Below are 17192 nucleotides of genomic sequence, written 5' to 3' on the forward strand. Positions count from 1 at the left end.
AGCGCCATCCCCTGAAAAACCGTCGCTTATGAAAATGCGACACAAAGCATCGGTATGGCGCAGTTTAAACTGCTGACCTCAGTCCATGCGCATTGCACTGAGATTTTTTCACCACCCCTGCCGAGCGATTTTATAGCGCGGTTTTAAACCGGTATCTGCCTAACTGAAAGCGGTTTTTGCGCCGCACTGCCGCCCAGGGACAAGAAAGCGCTGAGCTTGGCCTTCTGCGCCATGGCATCCTGATAGCCCAACTCGATCAGTTCACTGCAGTAACCCGGCTCGAATAATAAATAGCTGAGCACCCCAGCGCCGCTGTCACGGGTGGCGCCAGGGCCGCGCAAAAACAAACGCACGGCAGCCGGCATTTCACGGCGGTGGCGTGCGGCAATTTCATCCAATGGCTGACTTGGGGCTATCACTAAAACCTCGACCGGTTTCAGATGGCTTGCACGCTGCTGCTCGGGGGTATTCATACGGCTCAGGTAATTGATTCGCTCGAGCAGCTCGATATCGCCCTCAAGACTGTCAATAAAGGTGCTGTTAAGCAGGTGCCCGCCAATCTGCGCCAAGGTTGGCGGCTGTGCCACGCCGTTATGCCTGGGCATATGAATGGCGCGATCTTGCTGAAAGTGATCGCTCACTCCCACCACAAGCACCCGATTGGCGCCCAGATGCAGGGCCGGACTGATCGGGGCCGACTGGCGCACAGCACCATCGCCAAAGTATTCATTATTGATTTTGACCGGAGCAAACAGCAGCGGAATGGCCGAACTGGCGAGCAGATGCTCCAAGCCGAGACGGGTCGGCACACCAATTCGCCGATGCCTGAACCATGACTCGATGGTGGAGCGGCCTTGGTAAAAAGTCACCGCCTGGCCGGAGTCGTAGCCAAAGGCGGTCACCGCCACGGCACTAAGCTTGCGACTGCGCACCGCCGCGGATATCCCGGTGAAGTCCAGTTCGTTAGCCAGCAGCTCTTTTAAAGGTGAGCCGTTGAGCAGAGCTACGGGAACCCGGCCACCTATGCCAAGCACGCTGTTGCCGACAAATCGGCTCGCTTGCGCCAGCACGCCCGCCCAGTCGCTGCGATACACATCAGCGGTGCTAAAATTTTGCCACACACTGCTCAGCCGCTGCACCGCTTGAGCAAAGTGCATTGCGCCGCAGGCCAGGCTCACCGCATTGATAGCGCCCGCTGAAGTGCCGACAATAACCGGAAACGGATTACTCTGCGGGTCAGGCAGCAAATCAGCAATCGCCGCCAACACCCCCACCTGATAGGCCGCCCGCGCTCCACCGCCCGAGAGAATTAGCCCGGTCACGGCTTCATTTACGCTGGGCATCATGGTCATCCGTACACCTTAGTCTTCCGTCAGTATAGAGAGTCGACCGCCGCAGGCAGCCTGCGTTACTTGCGTTTACGCTTTTTATACAGCTTTGGCTCACCCACCGGACGCGTTTTGAAGCGTCGATGTGCCCACAGATATTGTTCAGGACAGGCATTGACCGCCTGCTCGACCCACTGATTGATACGCAGGCAATCAGCCTCTTCGTTCTCACCGGGGAAATCACTCAACGGCGGATGAATCACCAAACGGTAGCCGCTGCCATCAGCCAGACGCGCCTGAGTAAAGGGCAACACCCGGGCCCGACCTAAGCGGGCAAACTTGGTTGTAGCCGTTACCGTTGCAGCCTGAACCCCAAATAAAGGGACAAAGACACTTTGCTTGCGCCCGTAGTCTTGATCAGGCGCGTACCAAATGGCGCGTCCGGCGCGCAGCACTTTAAGCATGGCGCGCACATCTTCGCGCTCAATCGCCGTGGCATCCAGGTTATGCCGCTCGCGGCCGCGCCGCTGTATATAGTCAAACAGGGGGTTGTCATGTTCGCGGTACATGCCATCGATAGTATGCTGCTGACCCAGCAACGCCGCGCCGATCTCGAGTGTGGTGAAGTGCAATGCCATCAAGATCACGCCCTGACCTTCCGCCTGGGCTTGGCGCAAATGTTCAAGCCCTTCAATTTTCGCCAACTGGGCCAAACGCGGCTTGGGCCACCACCAACTCATCGCCATTTCAAAAAAAGCGATGCCCGTGGAGGCGAAATTTTCCCGGATCAAGCGCTCGCGATCAGCGTTACCCATCTGCGGATAGCACAGCTGCAAATTACGGGTGATGATTTCGCAGCGCTCTTTAGCGAAGACCTGCATCACCGCACCGAGCATGCGACCCAGCATGAGCAGGGCCTTATAGGGCAACTGCACGATCAGCCACAGTACGCCAAGCCCAAGCCACAACGGCCAGAACCTTGGGTGCAAAAACTCGCGGCGAAACACAGGACGATCCATGAATACTTCCAGTCGAATACACAATAGATTGGCATTCTATCAGGACTTTCCTCGGTGCCTGCTGTCTATGCCGGAGTGCGGTAAGCGACCGACCCTGTTTAAACCCGGCTCTGCAGGCCTATTTTGCCGCCAAGGTCCGGTTCGATGATGACCAGAGCGACCAGGTGTCCATCTGGAAGTTATCAATACCGTCGCGCTGAAAAGCACCGAGTCGCTTGCGACTCAGCGACGTTCTCGCTATAAGTCCCACAGCTTCTGTCATTGCGCGCGAGTCGCCTAGCCACTCACGCGCAGTTCAACCGAAAAGGCGTTCCAGGCACACCATGAGTCAAGCTGACCTACTCGACCAAGTCCCCGTTTTCCAACTTAAAGGCAGCATGCTGGCCATTACCGTGATGGAGCTATCACGCAATGACAGCGCACTGCTCGATCAACAATTGGCCGCCAAAGTCGCCCAGGCACCCAACTTCTTCAGCAATACCCCCTTGGTGCTCGCGGTGGACAAACTGCCCGCCTCCGAAGACCCACTCGACCTCAGTGCGTTGATCGCCGTGTGCCGCAAACATGGCTTGCGCACCTTGGCCGTGCGCGCCAGCAGTGACGCCCACATTGCCGCGGCTAACGCGCTGGATTTACCGGTGCTGCCGCCATCCGGCGCTCGTGAGCGGCCGATTGAGCTGGCACCGACCGTTGCACCGGTTGAGAAAAAGCCCGAAAAACCGCAAAAACCTGCAGAACCTGAATATAAGCCGACAAAAATCGTGACCAGCCCTGTACGTGGCGGCCAACAAGTCTACGCTCAAGGATCGGATTTATTGGTTTTAGCACCGGTCAGCGCCGGGGCGGAACTTCTCGCCGATGGCAACATCCATGTTTACGCACCTATGCGCGGGCGCGCTCTTGCAGGAATCAAGGGCAATCTCAAAGCGCGTATATTCTGCCAGCAACTGGGCGCAGAGCTGTTGTCCATTGCAGGCCATTACAAGGTGTCCGAAGATCTACGGCGCGATCCGTTGTGGGGTAAAGGGGTTCATGTCAGCTTGTCTGGGGATGAGTTGAACATCACCCGTCTTTAACGGATACTGCCGCCAATTTCCAGGACACATATAAGGGCATCCGGACGCCTCACGAGGCCGAACGATTCCCGCTTTTATTTCACATTTTGGGGTGAATCACCTTGGCCAAGATCCTCGTAGTTACTTCCGGCAAGGGTGGCGTAGGCAAAACTACCACTAGCGCCGCCATCGGTACCGGCCTCGCTCTGCGCGGGCACAAAACCGTCATCGTCGATTTTGACGTTGGCCTGCGCAACCTTGACCTGATCATGGGCTGCGAACGCCGCGTGGTGTACGACTTCGTCAATGTCGTAAACGGCGAAGCGACACTGACTCAGGCGCTGATCAAAGACAAGCGTCTGGAAAACCTTTACGTGTTGGCCGCCAGCCAAACCCGTGACAAAGACGCACTGACACTTGAAGGCGTCGAAAAGGTTATCAAAGAGCTGTCTGAAAATTTCGAATACGTGGTTTGCGACTCGCCAGCCGGTATCGAAAAAGGTGCTCACCTGGCCATGTACTTCGCTGATGAAGCGATTGTCGTGACCAACCCTGAAGTCTCTTCGGTACGTGACTCCGACCGCATGCTCGGCCTGCTTTCGAGCAAGTCACGCCGTGCCGAAAATGGCGATGAGCCCATCAAGGAGCATCTGCTGCTGACCCGTTACAACCCGGAGCGCGTGGTCAAGGGCGAGATGCTTGGCGTTGAAGACGTCGAAGAAATCCTCGCCATCCGTCTGATTGGTGTGATTCCAGAATCACAGGCCGTACTCAAAGCGTCCAACCAAGGTGTCCCGGTAATTCTCGATGACCAGAGCGACGCCGGTCAGGCATATAGCGATGCAGTGGATCGCTTGCTGGGCAAAACAGTTGAACATCGTTTCCTTGATGTTCAGAAGAAGGGATTCTTGCAGCGTTTATTTGGAGGCCGTGAATGAACATTTTTGACTTCTTTCGTGAGCGTAAAAAAGGATCAACTGCTTCGATCGCGAAAGAGCGCCTGCAAATCATCGTCGCCCACGAACGTGGCCAGCGCAGCCAGCCGGATTACCTTCCCGCCCTGCAACAGGAACTGGTGGATGTGATTCGCAAGTACGTCAACATCGACTCAGACCATGTTCAGGTCGCGCTGGAAAATCAGGGTAGCTGCTCGATTCTGGAGCTCAACATCACCCTGCCCGAGCGTTAATCGATTCGGCCACAGGTAACACCCCAATAGAATGGCGGCCTTCGAGCCGCCATTTTGTTTTCGGCGTGTTCACTCCGGGCTGATAAGATTAGCCCTCGCCCCACCCCCTAAGACCAGAAGTCCCATGCCCCTCAGCCAGATTGAAATTATCCATCAGGACGCCGCACTGCTGGTGATCAACAAGCCGACCCTGCTGCTCTCAGTGCCTGGCCGCGCCGAAGACAACAAGGACTGCCTAGTCACTCGCCTGCAAGAAAATGGTTACCCCGAAGCCCGTATCGTTCATCGACTCGACTGGGAAACCTCAGGGATTATCGTACTGGCACGCGACGCCGACAGTCACCGCGAGCTATCGCGGCAATTCCATGACCGCGAGACCGAGAAAGCCTACAGTGCGCTGTGCTGGGGCCAACCCGAACTCGACAGCGGTAGCATCGACTTACCGCTGCGCTACGACCCGCCCACCAAGCCGCGCCATGTGGTTGACCATGAGCAAGGCAAACACGCGCTGACCTTTTGGCAAGTGACTGAACGCTGCGGCGATTACTGCCGGGTAGAGCTGACGCCGATTACCGGCCGCTCGCACCAACTGCGCGTGCACATGCTGTCTATTGGCCACCCACTGCTAGGTGATGGTCTCTATGCACACGAGCAAGCACTTGCGGCTTACCCGCGTCTGTGTCTGCACGCCAACATGCTGACCCTGAGCCACCCGCAAACGGGCGAACGCATGCGCTTTGAGTGCCCTGCGCCGTTCTAGCCACACGCTGGCCAGACAGCCCGGCTAAAACACTGCGACCCGCTGTATTCACTACTGGCGGCGCGGCCAGATCAAGCTGAAATGCGCGCCGCCCAGTGACTCACTGTGGGTCAACTGCGAGCGGCCAGCGTGCCAATAAATGATTCTGCGCACAATCGACAGGCCCAAGCCGTGTCCGCCAGAAGCGCGCGTGCGGCTGTCATCGAGACGCAAGAAGGGGGTGAAGATTCGCTCCCACTCCTCCTCCGGCACGCCCGGCCCATCATCCTCCACATCTAGCTGACAGCGCTGTGCATCGACCTGATAGCTGATGCGCACCCGGGACTCCGCATGACGCAGAGCATTGCTCACCAGATTCTGTAACGCGCGGTGCATATAGCGCGGTTCAGCATCGACCACTGAGCCCAGTTCAGCGTATGCCCCACTTGAAGGCCCGCATTCAATCTGCACATCGGCGCGCAGCGGCGCCAACTCTTGTGCGACCTGCTTGATTAGTTGCTGTAAATCTACCGGCTGGAAACGAATCGCAGGCGCGCCCTGCTCCAGCCGGGCATAGGTGAGCATTTCATCAACCAACTTGTCGAGGTCATGGATATCGCTGTCCATACCCTCAAGATAACGCTGGCGGTCTTGTGCGTTACCAGCGTCTTCAACCATCTCCAGACCAAAGCGCAAGCGCGCCAGCGGCGTGCGCAACTCATGAGACACCGCACGGACCATCTCGCGCTGGATCCCCAATGAGCGCTGCAAGTGCTCAGCCATGTCATTAAAGGCGCTGGCCAGCCGCCCGACCGAATCGGCACCATGCCCGGCAACCCGCGCCTCTAACTTGCCGCTGGCAATCAGGGTTGCAGCATCCTCCAGACCACGCAGACGGCGCTCCAACGGGCGCAGTAAAAAGTACAGGGTGACGCCGATCAAGCTCAGCCCGAGCATCGCGATCAACACCAACAACTCAGCCGGATAGGGGTTGAGTTGATACAACGGCCCGATCTCCAGCACCCATGGCGTATCTACAATCCCGGAAAACACATGAATGGTGTCGCCTCCCTTGCCCAGGGCCATTACCGTGTCGCTCTCATCGATCCGTCGGCGCTGGTCGGCATCCAGATTGGCGTCTTCAATGCGCACCAGACGCAAATCAAAACCGAACTGTTTACTCTGCTTGATATCGGCTAAGCGCTCAGGCTGCTCGTCGACCGGAAAGCGCACCAATTCGTCGATCAGCAGATAGATTGTCGCGCGCGCCAGTTGTTCGCTGATCTGGCTCACCTCGCCGATCAGCATCAGTTGCTGCGACTCGCTGACCAGAGTGGCGATCTGAACCGCATGGGGCCCAACTAACTTGACCACTACCTGGCCGCGCAAGACCCGGCTGCGCGCGGTGCTGTCGAGCGAAGAATCAGCCACCGGGACAATCTGCAGCGGAATCCCCAACAACCTTGACCAGGTGGCAATGGCCCGTCGGCGCTCGACATCAATCATCGGCTGCAGGTTGTCCGCCATCAGATTGAATGTGCCGCGGGCCAGATCCTCGCGGTACTGATCGCCGCGCACCTCGTTAACCAAGTGCAAGGTGCCGACACCGAGCAGCCCAACCAGAACCAGCACGGCCAGCATACCGCCGTAGATACGCAGGAATATGGAGTTCATCCGCGCTCGACAACCGCCTCGGCAACAAACAGATAACCTTTACTGCGCACCGTTTTAATCAAGCGGGGGTGCTCCGGGTCATCACCAATCTTGGGGCGAATACGCGAGATGCGCACATCAATCGAGCGGTCTTGGCCGTCGTACTCAATGCCGCGCAAGGCGGTAAAGATTTCCTCGCGCGAAAGAATCCGTCCGGCATTAGCGGTCAGTAGCCAAAGCAAATCAAACTCAGCGCCGGTCAACTCAATATGCTCACCAGCCAGCCAGGCTTCACGCAATGCGTTATCCACCACCAATGGCCCAAACTGCAAACGCCGCGCCTCACCCGCAGGCACAGGTTGCATGCGCCTGAGCAGCGCGTGAATGCGCGCCAGCAATAAACGTGGCCGCACCGGCTTGCACACGTAATCATCAGCGCCGGTTTCGAGTCCGAGAACATGGTCGGTGTCATCAGTGCGTGCCGTCAGCATCAGAATCGGCCCGCGGTAATGGGTGCGGACCTTGCTGCAAATCTGCAAACCACTTTCACCTGGCAGCATCACATCGAGAATAACCATGTCCGGCTGCTCACGGATGATCCGCTCAGCGGCATGCGCACCGTCCGCCTCAATTTCAGCCTGCAAGCCGTTAGCCCGCAAGTAATCGCGGGTCAACTCTGCCAAGCGCTGATCATCTTCGACAATCAACACTCGCGGTGACTCTTGCTCCACAGCTTTCTCCTTAGCACCCATCACGCCGTTAATAACCCATAGTGCCCATTCCCACCGACGCATACCAGACGATTAAATCACGCACCTTATCTGCGCATAAATGGCGCCCCGTTCGCAGTGCTGATGCGTGCACCTCAACCAGCGTCGGCGCGCCTGCATAAAGCGCTCCAACTTGGGCAATAAAAACCCTACATATTGTGTTTATGTGACTGACTAAAAACTTGGCGTCAGCGCGCCAAAAAACATCACCCACGACGACGAACGGTGTAATAGGACAAATCCCAGTAATATCGGGGCTTTGCGAAAACTACCCAAGGTTAACCCACAGCTTTATCCACAGGCTGACGCAAGATGTTGGCTTGCCATCCCCCCCATACCGCACTATCTTGTATCTCACCCGAGCAAAACACCTACATATTGGGTTTTGCCCCATAAACAACCAAGCATATTTGCACCTAAAAGATCCAGTCCCTGAACTGAAAAAGTGCAACTTAATGCTGATAAATTTGGTTTTGGAGCAGCACAGGCCGGTCACAGTGTGAATCACGCCAGCAGAGCGTACTCAGGGTGACCGTCGTGCGAAGCCGAAACAGACTAAACACTATATCTAGTATCGCCAGCCACAGACTGACACAACACTGGAAGGCAATTGTGAGTCGCACCTTCCCTACCCTGTTTTGCAAGCCCCCATGCGCGCAGCAACGCTGCTCAACGCATGGCGTTTTTGAAATGGAATGAACGATGGTGCGATGCAGTAATCCGCTGCAAATGCCTGTCTATATAAATACAGAACACGGAGACATCCATGCATACAGACATCAATCGCGAGAACCCGCAGGCCAAAGCGCCGCAGGCTTCTGACGCCACTCAAGACCTGGCGGCAACCGCTCCAGGTCAGCTGCGTGTGATCAAGCGTAACGGCACTGTTGTGCCGTATACGGATGACAAGATCACCGTTGCCATCACCAAGGCGTTTCTCGCAGTTGAAGGCGGCACCGCTGCTGCCTCGTCGCGTATCCATGAGACGGTTGCGCGCCTGACTGAACAAGTCAGCACCACCTTCAAGCGTCGCATGCCTTCAGGCGGCACTATTCACATTGAAGAAATTCAAGACCAAGTTGAACTGGCGCTGATGCGTGCCGGCGAGCAGAAAGTTGCCCGCGACTACGTGATCTACCGCGAATCACGTTCGCAAGAGCGTAAGCGCGACGTCAGCGGCGGCATTGCCGAACCGCACCCAAGCATCCGCGTGACCCACGCCGATGGCAGCGTTGAGCCGCTGGATATGGGCCGCCTGAACACCATCGTCAGCGAGGCCTGCGAAGGTTTGGCCGAAGTGGACGGCGCGCTGATCCAGAAAGAAACCCTGAAGAATCTCTACGACGGCGTTGCCCAGAGCGACGTAAACACGGCGCTGGTGATGACCGCGCGAACCTTGGTAGAGCGCGAGCCGAATTACACCTACGTCACCGCCCGCCTGTTGATGGACAACATTCGCGCCGAAGGCCTGACCTTCCTCGAAGTTGCCACCAGCGCTACTCATCACGAAATGGCTGACCTGTACGCCAAGGCATTGCCGGCCTACATCGCCAAAGGTATTGCCTTCGACCTGCTCGATCCAAAGCTGCAAGACTTCGACCTTGAGAAGCTTGGCAAGGCGATCAACCACGAGCGCGATGGTCAGTTCACCTACCTCGGCCTGCAGACCCTGTACGACCGTTACTTCATCCACAAAGACGGTATTCGTTTCGAACTGCCGCAGGTGTTCTTCATGCGTGTGGCCATGGGCCTGGCGATGGAAGAGCAGCAAAAAGAAGACCGCGCCATCGAGTTCTACAACTTGCTGTCGTCGTTCGACTACATGAGCTCGACCCCTACCCTGTTCAACGCCGGCACCCTGCGTCCTCAGCTGTCTTCGTGCTACCTGACCACAGTGCCGGATGATCTGTCGGGCATTTACCACGCGATCCACGACAACGCCATGCTGTCGAAATTCGCCGGTGGTCTGGGCAACGACTGGACGCCAGTTCGCTCGCTGGGCGCTTACATTAAAGGCACCAACGGTAAATCCCAGGGCGTGGTTCCTTTCCTGAAAGTGGTCAACGACACCGCCGTTGCCGTAAACCAGGGTGGCAAGCGTAAAGGTGCGGTATGCGCCTACCTTGAAACCTGGCACATGGACATCGAAGAGTTCATCGAACTGCGCAAGAACACCGGTGATGACCGTCGCCGCACGCACGACATGAACACCGCCAACTGGATTCCTGACCTGTTCATGAAGCGCGTCTTTGACGACGGCAAATGGACCCTGTTCTCGCCAAGCGAAGTACCGGACCTGCACGACCTGACCGGTAAAGCCTTTGAAGAGCGCTACGAGTACTACGAAGCGCTGATCGAATACGGCAAGATCAAGCTGCACAAAACCATTCAGGCTAAAGACCTGTGGCGCAAAATGCTGTCCATGCTGTTTGAAACCGGCCATCCATGGTTGACCTTCAAAGACCCATGCAACCTGCGTAGCCCGCAGCAGCATGTTGGCGTGGTCCACAGCTCGAACCTGTGCACCGAGATCACCTTGAACACCAACAAGGACGAGATCGCTGTTTGCAACCTGGGCTCGATCAACCTGCCGAACCACATTGTCAACGGCAAGCTGGACACCGCCAAGCTGGAAAAAACCGTCAACACCGCTGTACGCATGCTCGATAACGTTATCGACATCAACTACTACTCGGTGCCTCAGGCGCGTAACTCCAACTTCAAGCACCGTCCAGTGGGCCTGGGCATCATGGGCTTCCAGGACGCACTGTACCTGCAGCACATTCCTTATGGCTCAGACGCGGCTGTTGAGTTCGCTGACAAGTCAATGGAAGCGGTCAGCTATTACGCCATCCAGGCTTCGTGTGACCTCGCTGATGAGCGCGGCAGCTACGAGACCTTCCAGGGTTCGTTGTGGTCGCAAGGCATCCTGCCGCTCGACTCGCAGCAGATCCTTATCGAACAGCGTGGCCAGAAGTACATTGATGTAGACCTCAACGAATCCCTCGACTGGGCACCGGTTCGCGCCCGTGTACAGAAAGGTATTCGTAACTCCAACATCATGGCCATCGCCCCGACCGCGACCATCGCCAACATCACGGGTGTATCGCAGTCGATCGAGCCGACGTATCAAAACCTGTACGTGAAATCGAACCTCTCCGGCGAGTTCACCGTGATCAACCCATACCTGGTTCGCGACCTTAAAGCACGCGGTCTGTGGGACTCGGTCATGATCAACGACCTGAAGTACTACGACGGTTCCGTGCAGCAGATCGAGCGCATTCCGCAAGAACTGAAAGAGCTATACGCCACCGCGTTTGAAGTTGAAACCAAGTGGATCGTTGACGCTGCCAGCCGTCGCCAGAAGTGGATCGACCAGGCGCAGTCGCTGAACCTGTACATCGCTGGCGCATCGGGCAAGAAGCTTGACGTGACCTACCGCATGGCGTGGTACCGTGGCCTGAAAACCACTTACTACCTCCGTGCCCTGGCCGCGACCAGCACCGAGAAATCGACAGTCAACACCGGCAAGCTCAACGCCGTATCGAGCGGCGGTAATGACGGTCTGAGCGCTGGGCCAAGCAAGGCCGCGCCGGAAGTCGAAATGTCCGCCGGGCCAGCGCCAGTGCCAAAGGCCTGCGCAATAGACGAGCCAGACTGCGAAGCCTGTCAATAATAGGTGACGCGCGATGCTGAGAGGCATCCGCGTTGTTGCCGCCCGATTCCGCCCCCATCACGTACTGGAGTACGCTCGGGGGTTCAGAACCGGTCGGCGCCTAGCGGCTACTCACTCAGCCCCACGCTGGTTTTTACTGTTTGATTGGGTAAGAGCAGAGCCGGAACAAGAACGTTTTCTTGATGAAAGGCTAGCAGGCTGATTCAGATCAAGCGCCACGGCGCGGCAACACTGGAAGATTGCTAGGCTTAATGAAATACCGCGTTAGAGCGCTTTCGCTTTAACGACAGATTTAGAGTAGCGCGACGATGTTCAGGTTGAGTTAGCGCATTAGCGTTGGCGATTACCCGATTTAATGATGAACCTCGCGCGTCCATCCACCCAATAGGAGCCAACCGATTATGTTGAGCTGGGACGAATTCGAAAAGGAAGACGGCGCAGAAACTGCAGCCGCTACCGGTAACAACGCTGCCGCGATGGCAGACATGAACATCGACAAGCTCGATCAAGTTGGCGGCGCGGCGGCTGAAGAAGCCCGTGCTGTTTCGGCCGAAGACACTGCAGCCATCGCACGCGCCAAAGCCGCACTCGATGAACTCGATGTTGCCGAAGGCTTGGCTGAGCTCGAAGGCACTGCTGCCCGGGTTGCGGTTGATGAGAAGCGCATGATCAACTGCCGCGCTGACCTCAACCAACTCGTACCTTTTAAGTACGATTGGGCTTGGCAGAAGTATCTGGATGGTTGCGCAAACCACTGGATGCCGCAAGAAGTCAACATGAACGCCGACATCGCCCTGTGGAAAAGCACCGACGGCCTGACCGACGACGAGCGCCGCATTGTGATGCGTAACCTCGGCTTCTTCTCCACCGCTGATTCCCTGGTTGCCAACAACCTGGTGCTGGCTGTGTACCGTTTGATCACCAACCCGGAATGCCGCCAGTACATCCTGCGCCAGGCATTCGAAGAGGCGATCCACACCCACGCTTACCAGTACTGCATTGAATCGCTGGCCATGGATGAAGGTGCAATCTTCAACATGTACCACGAGATTCCTTCGGTCGCGAAGAAAGCCTCGTGGGGCCTGAAGTACACCCGCTCGATCTCCGATCCGAAGTTCGAAACCGGCACCGTTGAGACCGACAAAGAATTGCTGCGCAACCTGGTCGCTTACTACTGCGTACTGGAAGGCATCTTCTTCTATTGCGGCTTCACTCAGATTCTGTCGATGGGCCGTCGCAACAAGATGACCGGCGTTGCCGAGCAGTTCCAATACATCCTGCGTGATGAGTCGATGCACCTGAACTTCGGTATCGACGTGATCAACCAGATCAAAATCGAAAACCCACACCTGTGGGATGCACAGATGAAAGAAGAAGCCACGCAGATGATTCTGCAAGGCACTCAGCTTGAGATCGAATACGCACGTGACACCATGCCACGCGGTGTACTGGGCATGAACGCGGCGATGATGGAGGACTACCTCAAGTTCATCGCCAACCGTCGCCTGACCCAGATCGGCCTGAAAGAAGAATACCCAGGCACCACCAACCCATTCCCGTGGATGAGCGAGATCATGGACTTGAAGAAAGAGAAAAACTTCTTCGAGACCCGCGTGATCGAGTATCAAACCGGCGGTGCGTTGAGCTGGGATTGATTCGGGTCGCTGATTAAGCGATACAAGCTCCATAGCTAAAGACAGAAGCCCCGCCCATTGCGGGGCTTCTTTTTGCCGCAAAGCGGTAGCAAGGACAAACCACAGATCAAGAATATCGCCCGTTTCGGGCCTCCAAGTTTCCCCAAAACAAATCGTAAACCCCGGCCTGACTTATCAGTGTCTCAACTGGATAAACGTGCACTGTCCCCGACGGCTATTAGCGTTTTGCCACCGCAACAAGCGCCGTTGAAGGAATAGCCAGCACTGGCTGATTCCCGGCCATTTGCCGAACCTCGGCAATCACCGCTGCTTTATCGACATCGCTCAGGCTGGTCCAGTCCGGCGACATGCCGAACAACGTGTCGGGGTTGTCGAGTGCCGCGATATCCAACTGATAATCAAAGGTCACACACTCAATTAGCGGATCGCTGTAACCTGCCAGAACCAGTTCACGGCTGAAGTCTTGCGGGTCACTCAGGGCCTGTACCGCTTCTGGCATATTCATGGATGCAAACTCAGGAAACAGCTTGCGGCGAATATTACCGAGCAATAGAAATGTCGCGGCGCCCTGCTCCCGCCACGTTGCAACCACGCCATATCCGCCTGGCCGGGTAACACGCCGCATCTCACTTAATCCCTTGCGCCAGTCGGCAAACAAGATCACGCCAAAAATCGAAAATACTGCATCAAAACTGGCGTCAGGCAGATCGAGGGCCTGTCCATCCATGACCCGCGCTTCGACATTCGGCAGGCCTGCACTGGCCACGCAGGCAACCATTGCCTTGGAAAAATCCGTTGCCAGCACCTTGGCTCCAGTTTTCGCTGCCGCCAATGCCAACGCCCCGGTGCCTGTTGCGACATCAAGCACGCGGCTTTGCGCGGTCAGCGTGACACGCGCTAGCGCGGCCTGTGCATAATGGGCAGTAAAGGGATGTGCGGTCTGCTGATAGTGCTCGGCTGCTTTATCCCAGTGTTGCGGATTCTCAAATTCGCGCATTTCTTCACCTGTTTAAAGTCATGTAACCTTATAAGTACCATGAAAATCCAAACCTGCAAAGGATCGAACCATGCGCACTGACAGCCGCCTCTCCCGAATGCTGCATGTGCTCGTGCATATGGCGCGTCATGAAGGGCCGATGACATCGGCGCAGATTGCCAAGATGCTCGGCACCAATTCCGTGGTGATTCGTCGAACCATGGCCGGCCTGCGCGATGCCGGCTATGTTGGTTCAGAAAAAGGCCATGGCGGTGGCTGGGCGATTGCCTGCGATCTCGACGCAGTGTCTTTACTCGATGTGTATCGCGCGGTAGGTGGTCCCAAACTATTTGCCATTGGCAACGAGCACGCCAACCCTGACTGCATGATCGAACAAGTGGTCAATCATGCCGTGGAGGACGCTTTGCATGAGGCCGAATCACGCTTGGTAGAGCGCTTGGCGGCGATCAGTCTGGGCCAGCTGAGCCGGTCATTCGGCGAGCCGCCGAGTAATAAGGCAAAGACCAAGGTTTAGGTGATTCAGTCGAAAACAGGGTCTGCCGCTTAAACGTTACGACTCAAAAACCGTGGCCTGCCCGCGAATAATCGCCTTAAGTCTGGACCCATTCAACCCGGTTACGCCCCAACGTTTTACCCCGGTAAAGCGCTGTATCGGCTTGCTGCATCGCCGCATCCAACGCCTGTGCGTTGCTAAAAACATCTGAGACGCCGATGGTTGCGGTGCAGCGGATACGCTGGCCCACGCTGGTGCCGGGCACTTCGCTAAGTTCGATTGCTCCCCGTAGGCGTTCTGCCAGTTGCATGGCACCCGCCTTATCTGTATTCAGCGCAATAAGTGCAAATTCCTCGCCGCCCAGCCGGCAGGTCAGATCGCCTTGGCGGGCGGTGGAGTTGAGCACGTGCGCGATATGGCAAAGCCCGAGATCGCCAACATTATGCCCATAGGTATCGTTAATGAGTTTGAAGTGATCAATATCAATAACCAACAGATACGCATGCCCGGCAGTACGCGAGCGAAAATGTGCCTCAAGCCCATCCATCAGCCCGCGTCGGTTCAGCAAGCGGGTGAGCGGGTCACGTGCAGCCGTGTTGCGCAGCTCATCGGTGAGCCGGCGCAGCACCAGCCACACCGCGCAAGGCGGAAGTACCGTGGCCAAAAATGACATATAGATATAGAAGGTCCTCTGGAAGCTGCTGGCCATGTCCAGAGCCGCCATACCTTCAGTCAGTATCAGCACAAACTTCATCGCGTTGAGGGCACAGATGCCACCGATCAACAGGGCAAATACCAGCATTTCAACGCGCAGATCCTTGGCAATCGTTCGCCCGGCGTAGAGCACCGCCCCGGTCATTGCGAGAAAAAACAACGCGCATGCCGCAGCCAAAAGCGCATGGCGCGCCTCTGAGCCGAGCTGCCACTGCACCAGCCCCTGCAAGATTGTATAAAGCACTGCCAAGCCCAGCAGCGGACGCCACACCGGGGTGGGACGATCAAAAAAACGCAGGGCACCGAGCACATAAGCTGCTGGCGCGCATAGGGTCAAGGTGTGGTTGAGCATACTCATCAACCCCGTACTCACCGGGCCGCCCCACAACTGCAGGATGTACGCGAGCCCAAGCAGAAGGTTGCCTAGGGCAAAGACCTCCATGCCCATCTTTTTGTCGTTCAACCTTGTGCTGATCAGCAGAAACATCGCGCAGAAGCACAACAAGTGCACGCAAAGCATGCTGAGGATGACGGTGGTAACCATAGCTTCGAACAACTGGCAAAACGGCTTGAGGAATCGAGCACTGGCAGAATCGCGCGTGCGCGCGGTGGGAATGGCCAAGTGTTTCGTACGTGTGCGGCAGGGCTTTCCAACAGTGTAAATGTTAGTCGCCTCGAACACGAGAAGGCAATTAGCCAGCAGTTTGGATTGCGACAAAGTGCATAGCCTGGATCGGCGACTGCGAAGGCCGCGTTACGTGCAGACCAGCAGCACGGGGAATGAAGGTCGAGCCAATAGAAAAACCGACGAACTTATCAAGTTGTTCTACTCTGCGCTGTAAGCTTGCAGCTGCCTGTCCAACGGCTGAATGCAACGGTAGGGTCAGTAAATAAATCCCCTCTTCGCACTGAACAGGGTTGGCGCTGTCACTGCTACAGGGTTTAACAGGAAGAACCGATTATGCATCTGATCGCAAACATCATTGGCCTCGGCCTCCTGTTACTGGCGGTCCGGCTCCAGGGCGCCGAAGCCCAGCCTGCTATAGAAGCCGCCGCCGAGGACAAGGCAGAAGTCCTGGAACAAAAAGCGGCCGACCAGCAAAGCCTCAAGTCCACCCCTAAAACCGCGCCCCTCAGCAAAACCGAAGTCAGAGCCGTCGACCCTGCAGGAAAAGAGCCGATGGATGACGCCATCACTTGCCTCTCCCGGACCATCTACTGGGAAGCCAAAGGCGGTGAGCGCGAAGACATGGAAGCCGTGGCGAATGTCGTGCTGAACCGTCTCAGCCATCAAAGCTTCCCCGGCACAGTGTGCCAAGTGGTCAAGCAGGGTTCAGAAAAAAGCCCCTGCCAGTTTTCCTGGTGGTGTGACGGCCGATCCGATCAGGTTCAGGAAGAAGACCGTTATGTCATCGCCAAGGAGATCGCCCGCAAAGCCCTCAACCAGCAACTGCCCGACCGCACCAATGGTGCACTGTTCTTCCACGACCGCAGCGTCTCTGTGGATTGGTCAAGGACCTACATCAAGACCAAGGAAATTGGCAGCTTTATGTTCTACAAACCCAAGACAGGGGCGGCGCGTTAGTCACGCAGTGACGCGTTTTTTGCCGTCAGTTGCACCCGGTCACTACGCGACTGCCGGACGCCTTGGATGGACGCTCATTCGCCAAAGCAGTCAGAGGCGCTCCTCCTCGCGCATCTATTGTATGCCGCACAAGAATCAGGATGAGGGGGAGCCATGCTTGCCGCCGCCTCAGGTTCCCGCAGTTGTAGTTTTACCTGCCCAATCGTTACAGACGTGACTATCTAGTTCCTGACTCCCGAGGTGTCATTCAGCGCAATTCTCCGCAGGAGAAATCTGCATGAACTTTCGAAACCGCTTTGACCTCACATCTTTAATGCAT

At 56.6% G+C, this 17192-nt stretch carries 14 protein-coding genes; 8 read left to right on the forward strand and 6 right to left on the reverse strand.

Features of this window, described 5'->3' with window-relative positions; genetic code table 11:
• Positions 1-143 precede the first annotated feature (143 nt).
• Together AACY09_RS02790 and AACY09_RS02795 are read right to left on the reverse strand one after the other, a co-directional pair.
• Entirely contained in the window at positions 144-1352 is a 1209-nt protein-coding gene (locus AACY09_RS02790) for a patatin-like phospholipase family protein (RefSeq protein ID WP_339485926.1), read from the reverse strand.
• A gap of 56 nt (positions 1353-1408) precedes the next feature.
• A complete protein-coding gene (locus AACY09_RS02795; RefSeq protein WP_339485927.1) occupies positions 1409-2347 on the reverse strand; it encodes a lipid A biosynthesis lauroyl acyltransferase in 939 nt (312 codons plus the stop codon).
• A gap of 323 nt (positions 2348-2670) precedes the next feature.
• Here AACY09_RS02795 and minC point away from each other — a divergent pair, with 323 nt between their 5' ends.
• The 4 genes from minC to AACY09_RS02815 all read left to right on the forward strand — a co-directional run bounded on the left by minC (position 2671) and on the right by AACY09_RS02815 (position 5351).
• Positions 2671-3423, forward strand: a complete 753-nt coding sequence (minC, locus tag AACY09_RS02800) for a septum site-determining protein MinC (protein ID WP_339485928.1) — start codon at positions 2671-2673, stop codon at positions 3421-3423.
• A 101-nt stretch (positions 3424-3524) separates the two neighbouring features.
• Complete coding sequence (gene minD / locus AACY09_RS02805; RefSeq protein ID WP_010490370.1) at positions 3525-4340, forward strand: septum site-determining protein MinD; 816 nt, start codon at positions 3525-3527, stop codon at positions 4338-4340.
• Positions 4337-4591 carry a cell division topological specificity factor MinE gene (minE, locus tag AACY09_RS02810; RefSeq protein ID WP_339485929.1) on the forward strand — a complete coding sequence of 85 codons (255 nt, stop codon included), beginning with the start codon at positions 4337-4339 and terminating at the stop codon, positions 4589-4591. Before minD ends, minE begins: the two co-directional genes overlap by 4 nt.
• 124 nt (positions 4592-4715) lie before the next feature.
• Positions 4716-5351 carry an RluA family pseudouridine synthase gene (locus AACY09_RS02815; RefSeq protein ID WP_339485930.1) on the forward strand — a complete coding sequence of 212 codons (636 nt, stop codon included), beginning with the start codon at positions 4716-4718 and terminating at the stop codon, positions 5349-5351.
• Positions 5352-5402: 51 nt separating this feature from the next.
• Here AACY09_RS02815 and AACY09_RS02820 read toward each other — a convergent pair whose 3' ends face one another.
• Positions 5403-7004: an ATP-binding protein gene (locus tag AACY09_RS02820; RefSeq protein ID WP_339485931.1), complete on the reverse strand. Its 1602-nt coding sequence runs from the start codon at positions 7002-7004 to the stop codon at positions 5403-5405.
• Positions 7001-7714 (reverse strand): response regulator transcription factor, encoded by a 714-nt coding sequence (locus tag AACY09_RS02825; RefSeq protein ID WP_339485932.1) that lies wholly within the window; start codon positions 7712-7714, stop codon positions 7001-7003. Before AACY09_RS02825 ends, AACY09_RS02820 begins: the two co-directional genes overlap by 4 nt.
• An 805-nt stretch (positions 7715-8519) precedes the next feature.
• Between AACY09_RS02825 and AACY09_RS02830 the strand changes: the two genes are divergently transcribed.
• Both AACY09_RS02830 and AACY09_RS02835 read left to right on the forward strand, forming a co-directional pair.
• Positions 8520-11429, forward strand: a complete 2910-nt coding sequence (locus AACY09_RS02830) for a ribonucleoside-diphosphate reductase subunit alpha (protein ID WP_339485933.1) — start codon at positions 8520-8522, stop codon at positions 11427-11429.
• Positions 11430-11830: 401 nt separating this feature from the next.
• Positions 11831-13084, forward strand: coding sequence for a ribonucleotide-diphosphate reductase subunit beta (locus AACY09_RS02835; RefSeq protein ID WP_087517616.1), 1254 nt, complete (start codon positions 11831-11833; stop codon positions 13082-13084).
• Between the two features lie 217 nt (positions 13085-13301).
• Here AACY09_RS02835 and AACY09_RS02840 read toward each other — a convergent pair whose 3' ends face one another.
• On the reverse strand, positions 13302-14081 hold the full coding sequence (locus AACY09_RS02840; RefSeq protein WP_339485934.1) for a class I SAM-dependent methyltransferase: 780 nt from the start codon (positions 14079-14081) through the stop codon (positions 13302-13304).
• 70 nt (positions 14082-14151) lie between these two features.
• Between AACY09_RS02840 and AACY09_RS02845 the strand changes: the two genes are divergently transcribed.
• Complete coding sequence (locus AACY09_RS02845) at positions 14152-14595, forward strand: Rrf2 family transcriptional regulator (RefSeq protein WP_339485935.1); 444 nt, start codon at positions 14152-14154, stop codon at positions 14593-14595.
• A gap of 76 nt (positions 14596-14671) precedes the next feature.
• On the opposite strand, the gene AACY09_RS02850 is transcribed toward AACY09_RS02845, so the two are convergent.
• Positions 14672-15910 (reverse strand): GGDEF domain-containing protein, encoded by a 1239-nt coding sequence (locus AACY09_RS02850; protein ID WP_339485936.1) that lies wholly within the window; start codon positions 15908-15910, stop codon positions 14672-14674.
• A 339-nt stretch (positions 15911-16249) separates the two neighbouring features.
• On the opposite strand from AACY09_RS02850, the gene AACY09_RS02855 reads away from it, so the two are divergent.
• Positions 16250-16873 carry a cell wall hydrolase gene (locus tag AACY09_RS02855; RefSeq protein ID WP_339485937.1) on the forward strand — a complete coding sequence of 208 codons (624 nt, stop codon included), beginning with the start codon at positions 16250-16252 and terminating at the stop codon, positions 16871-16873.
• Positions 16874-17192 lie beyond the last annotated feature (319 nt).

It is taken from the genome of Pseudomonas sp. EL_65y_Pfl2_R95 (genome assembly GCF_963971045.1).
In the GTDB taxonomy this organism is placed as follows: Bacteria; Pseudomonadota; Gammaproteobacteria; order Pseudomonadales; family Pseudomonadaceae; genus Aquipseudomonas.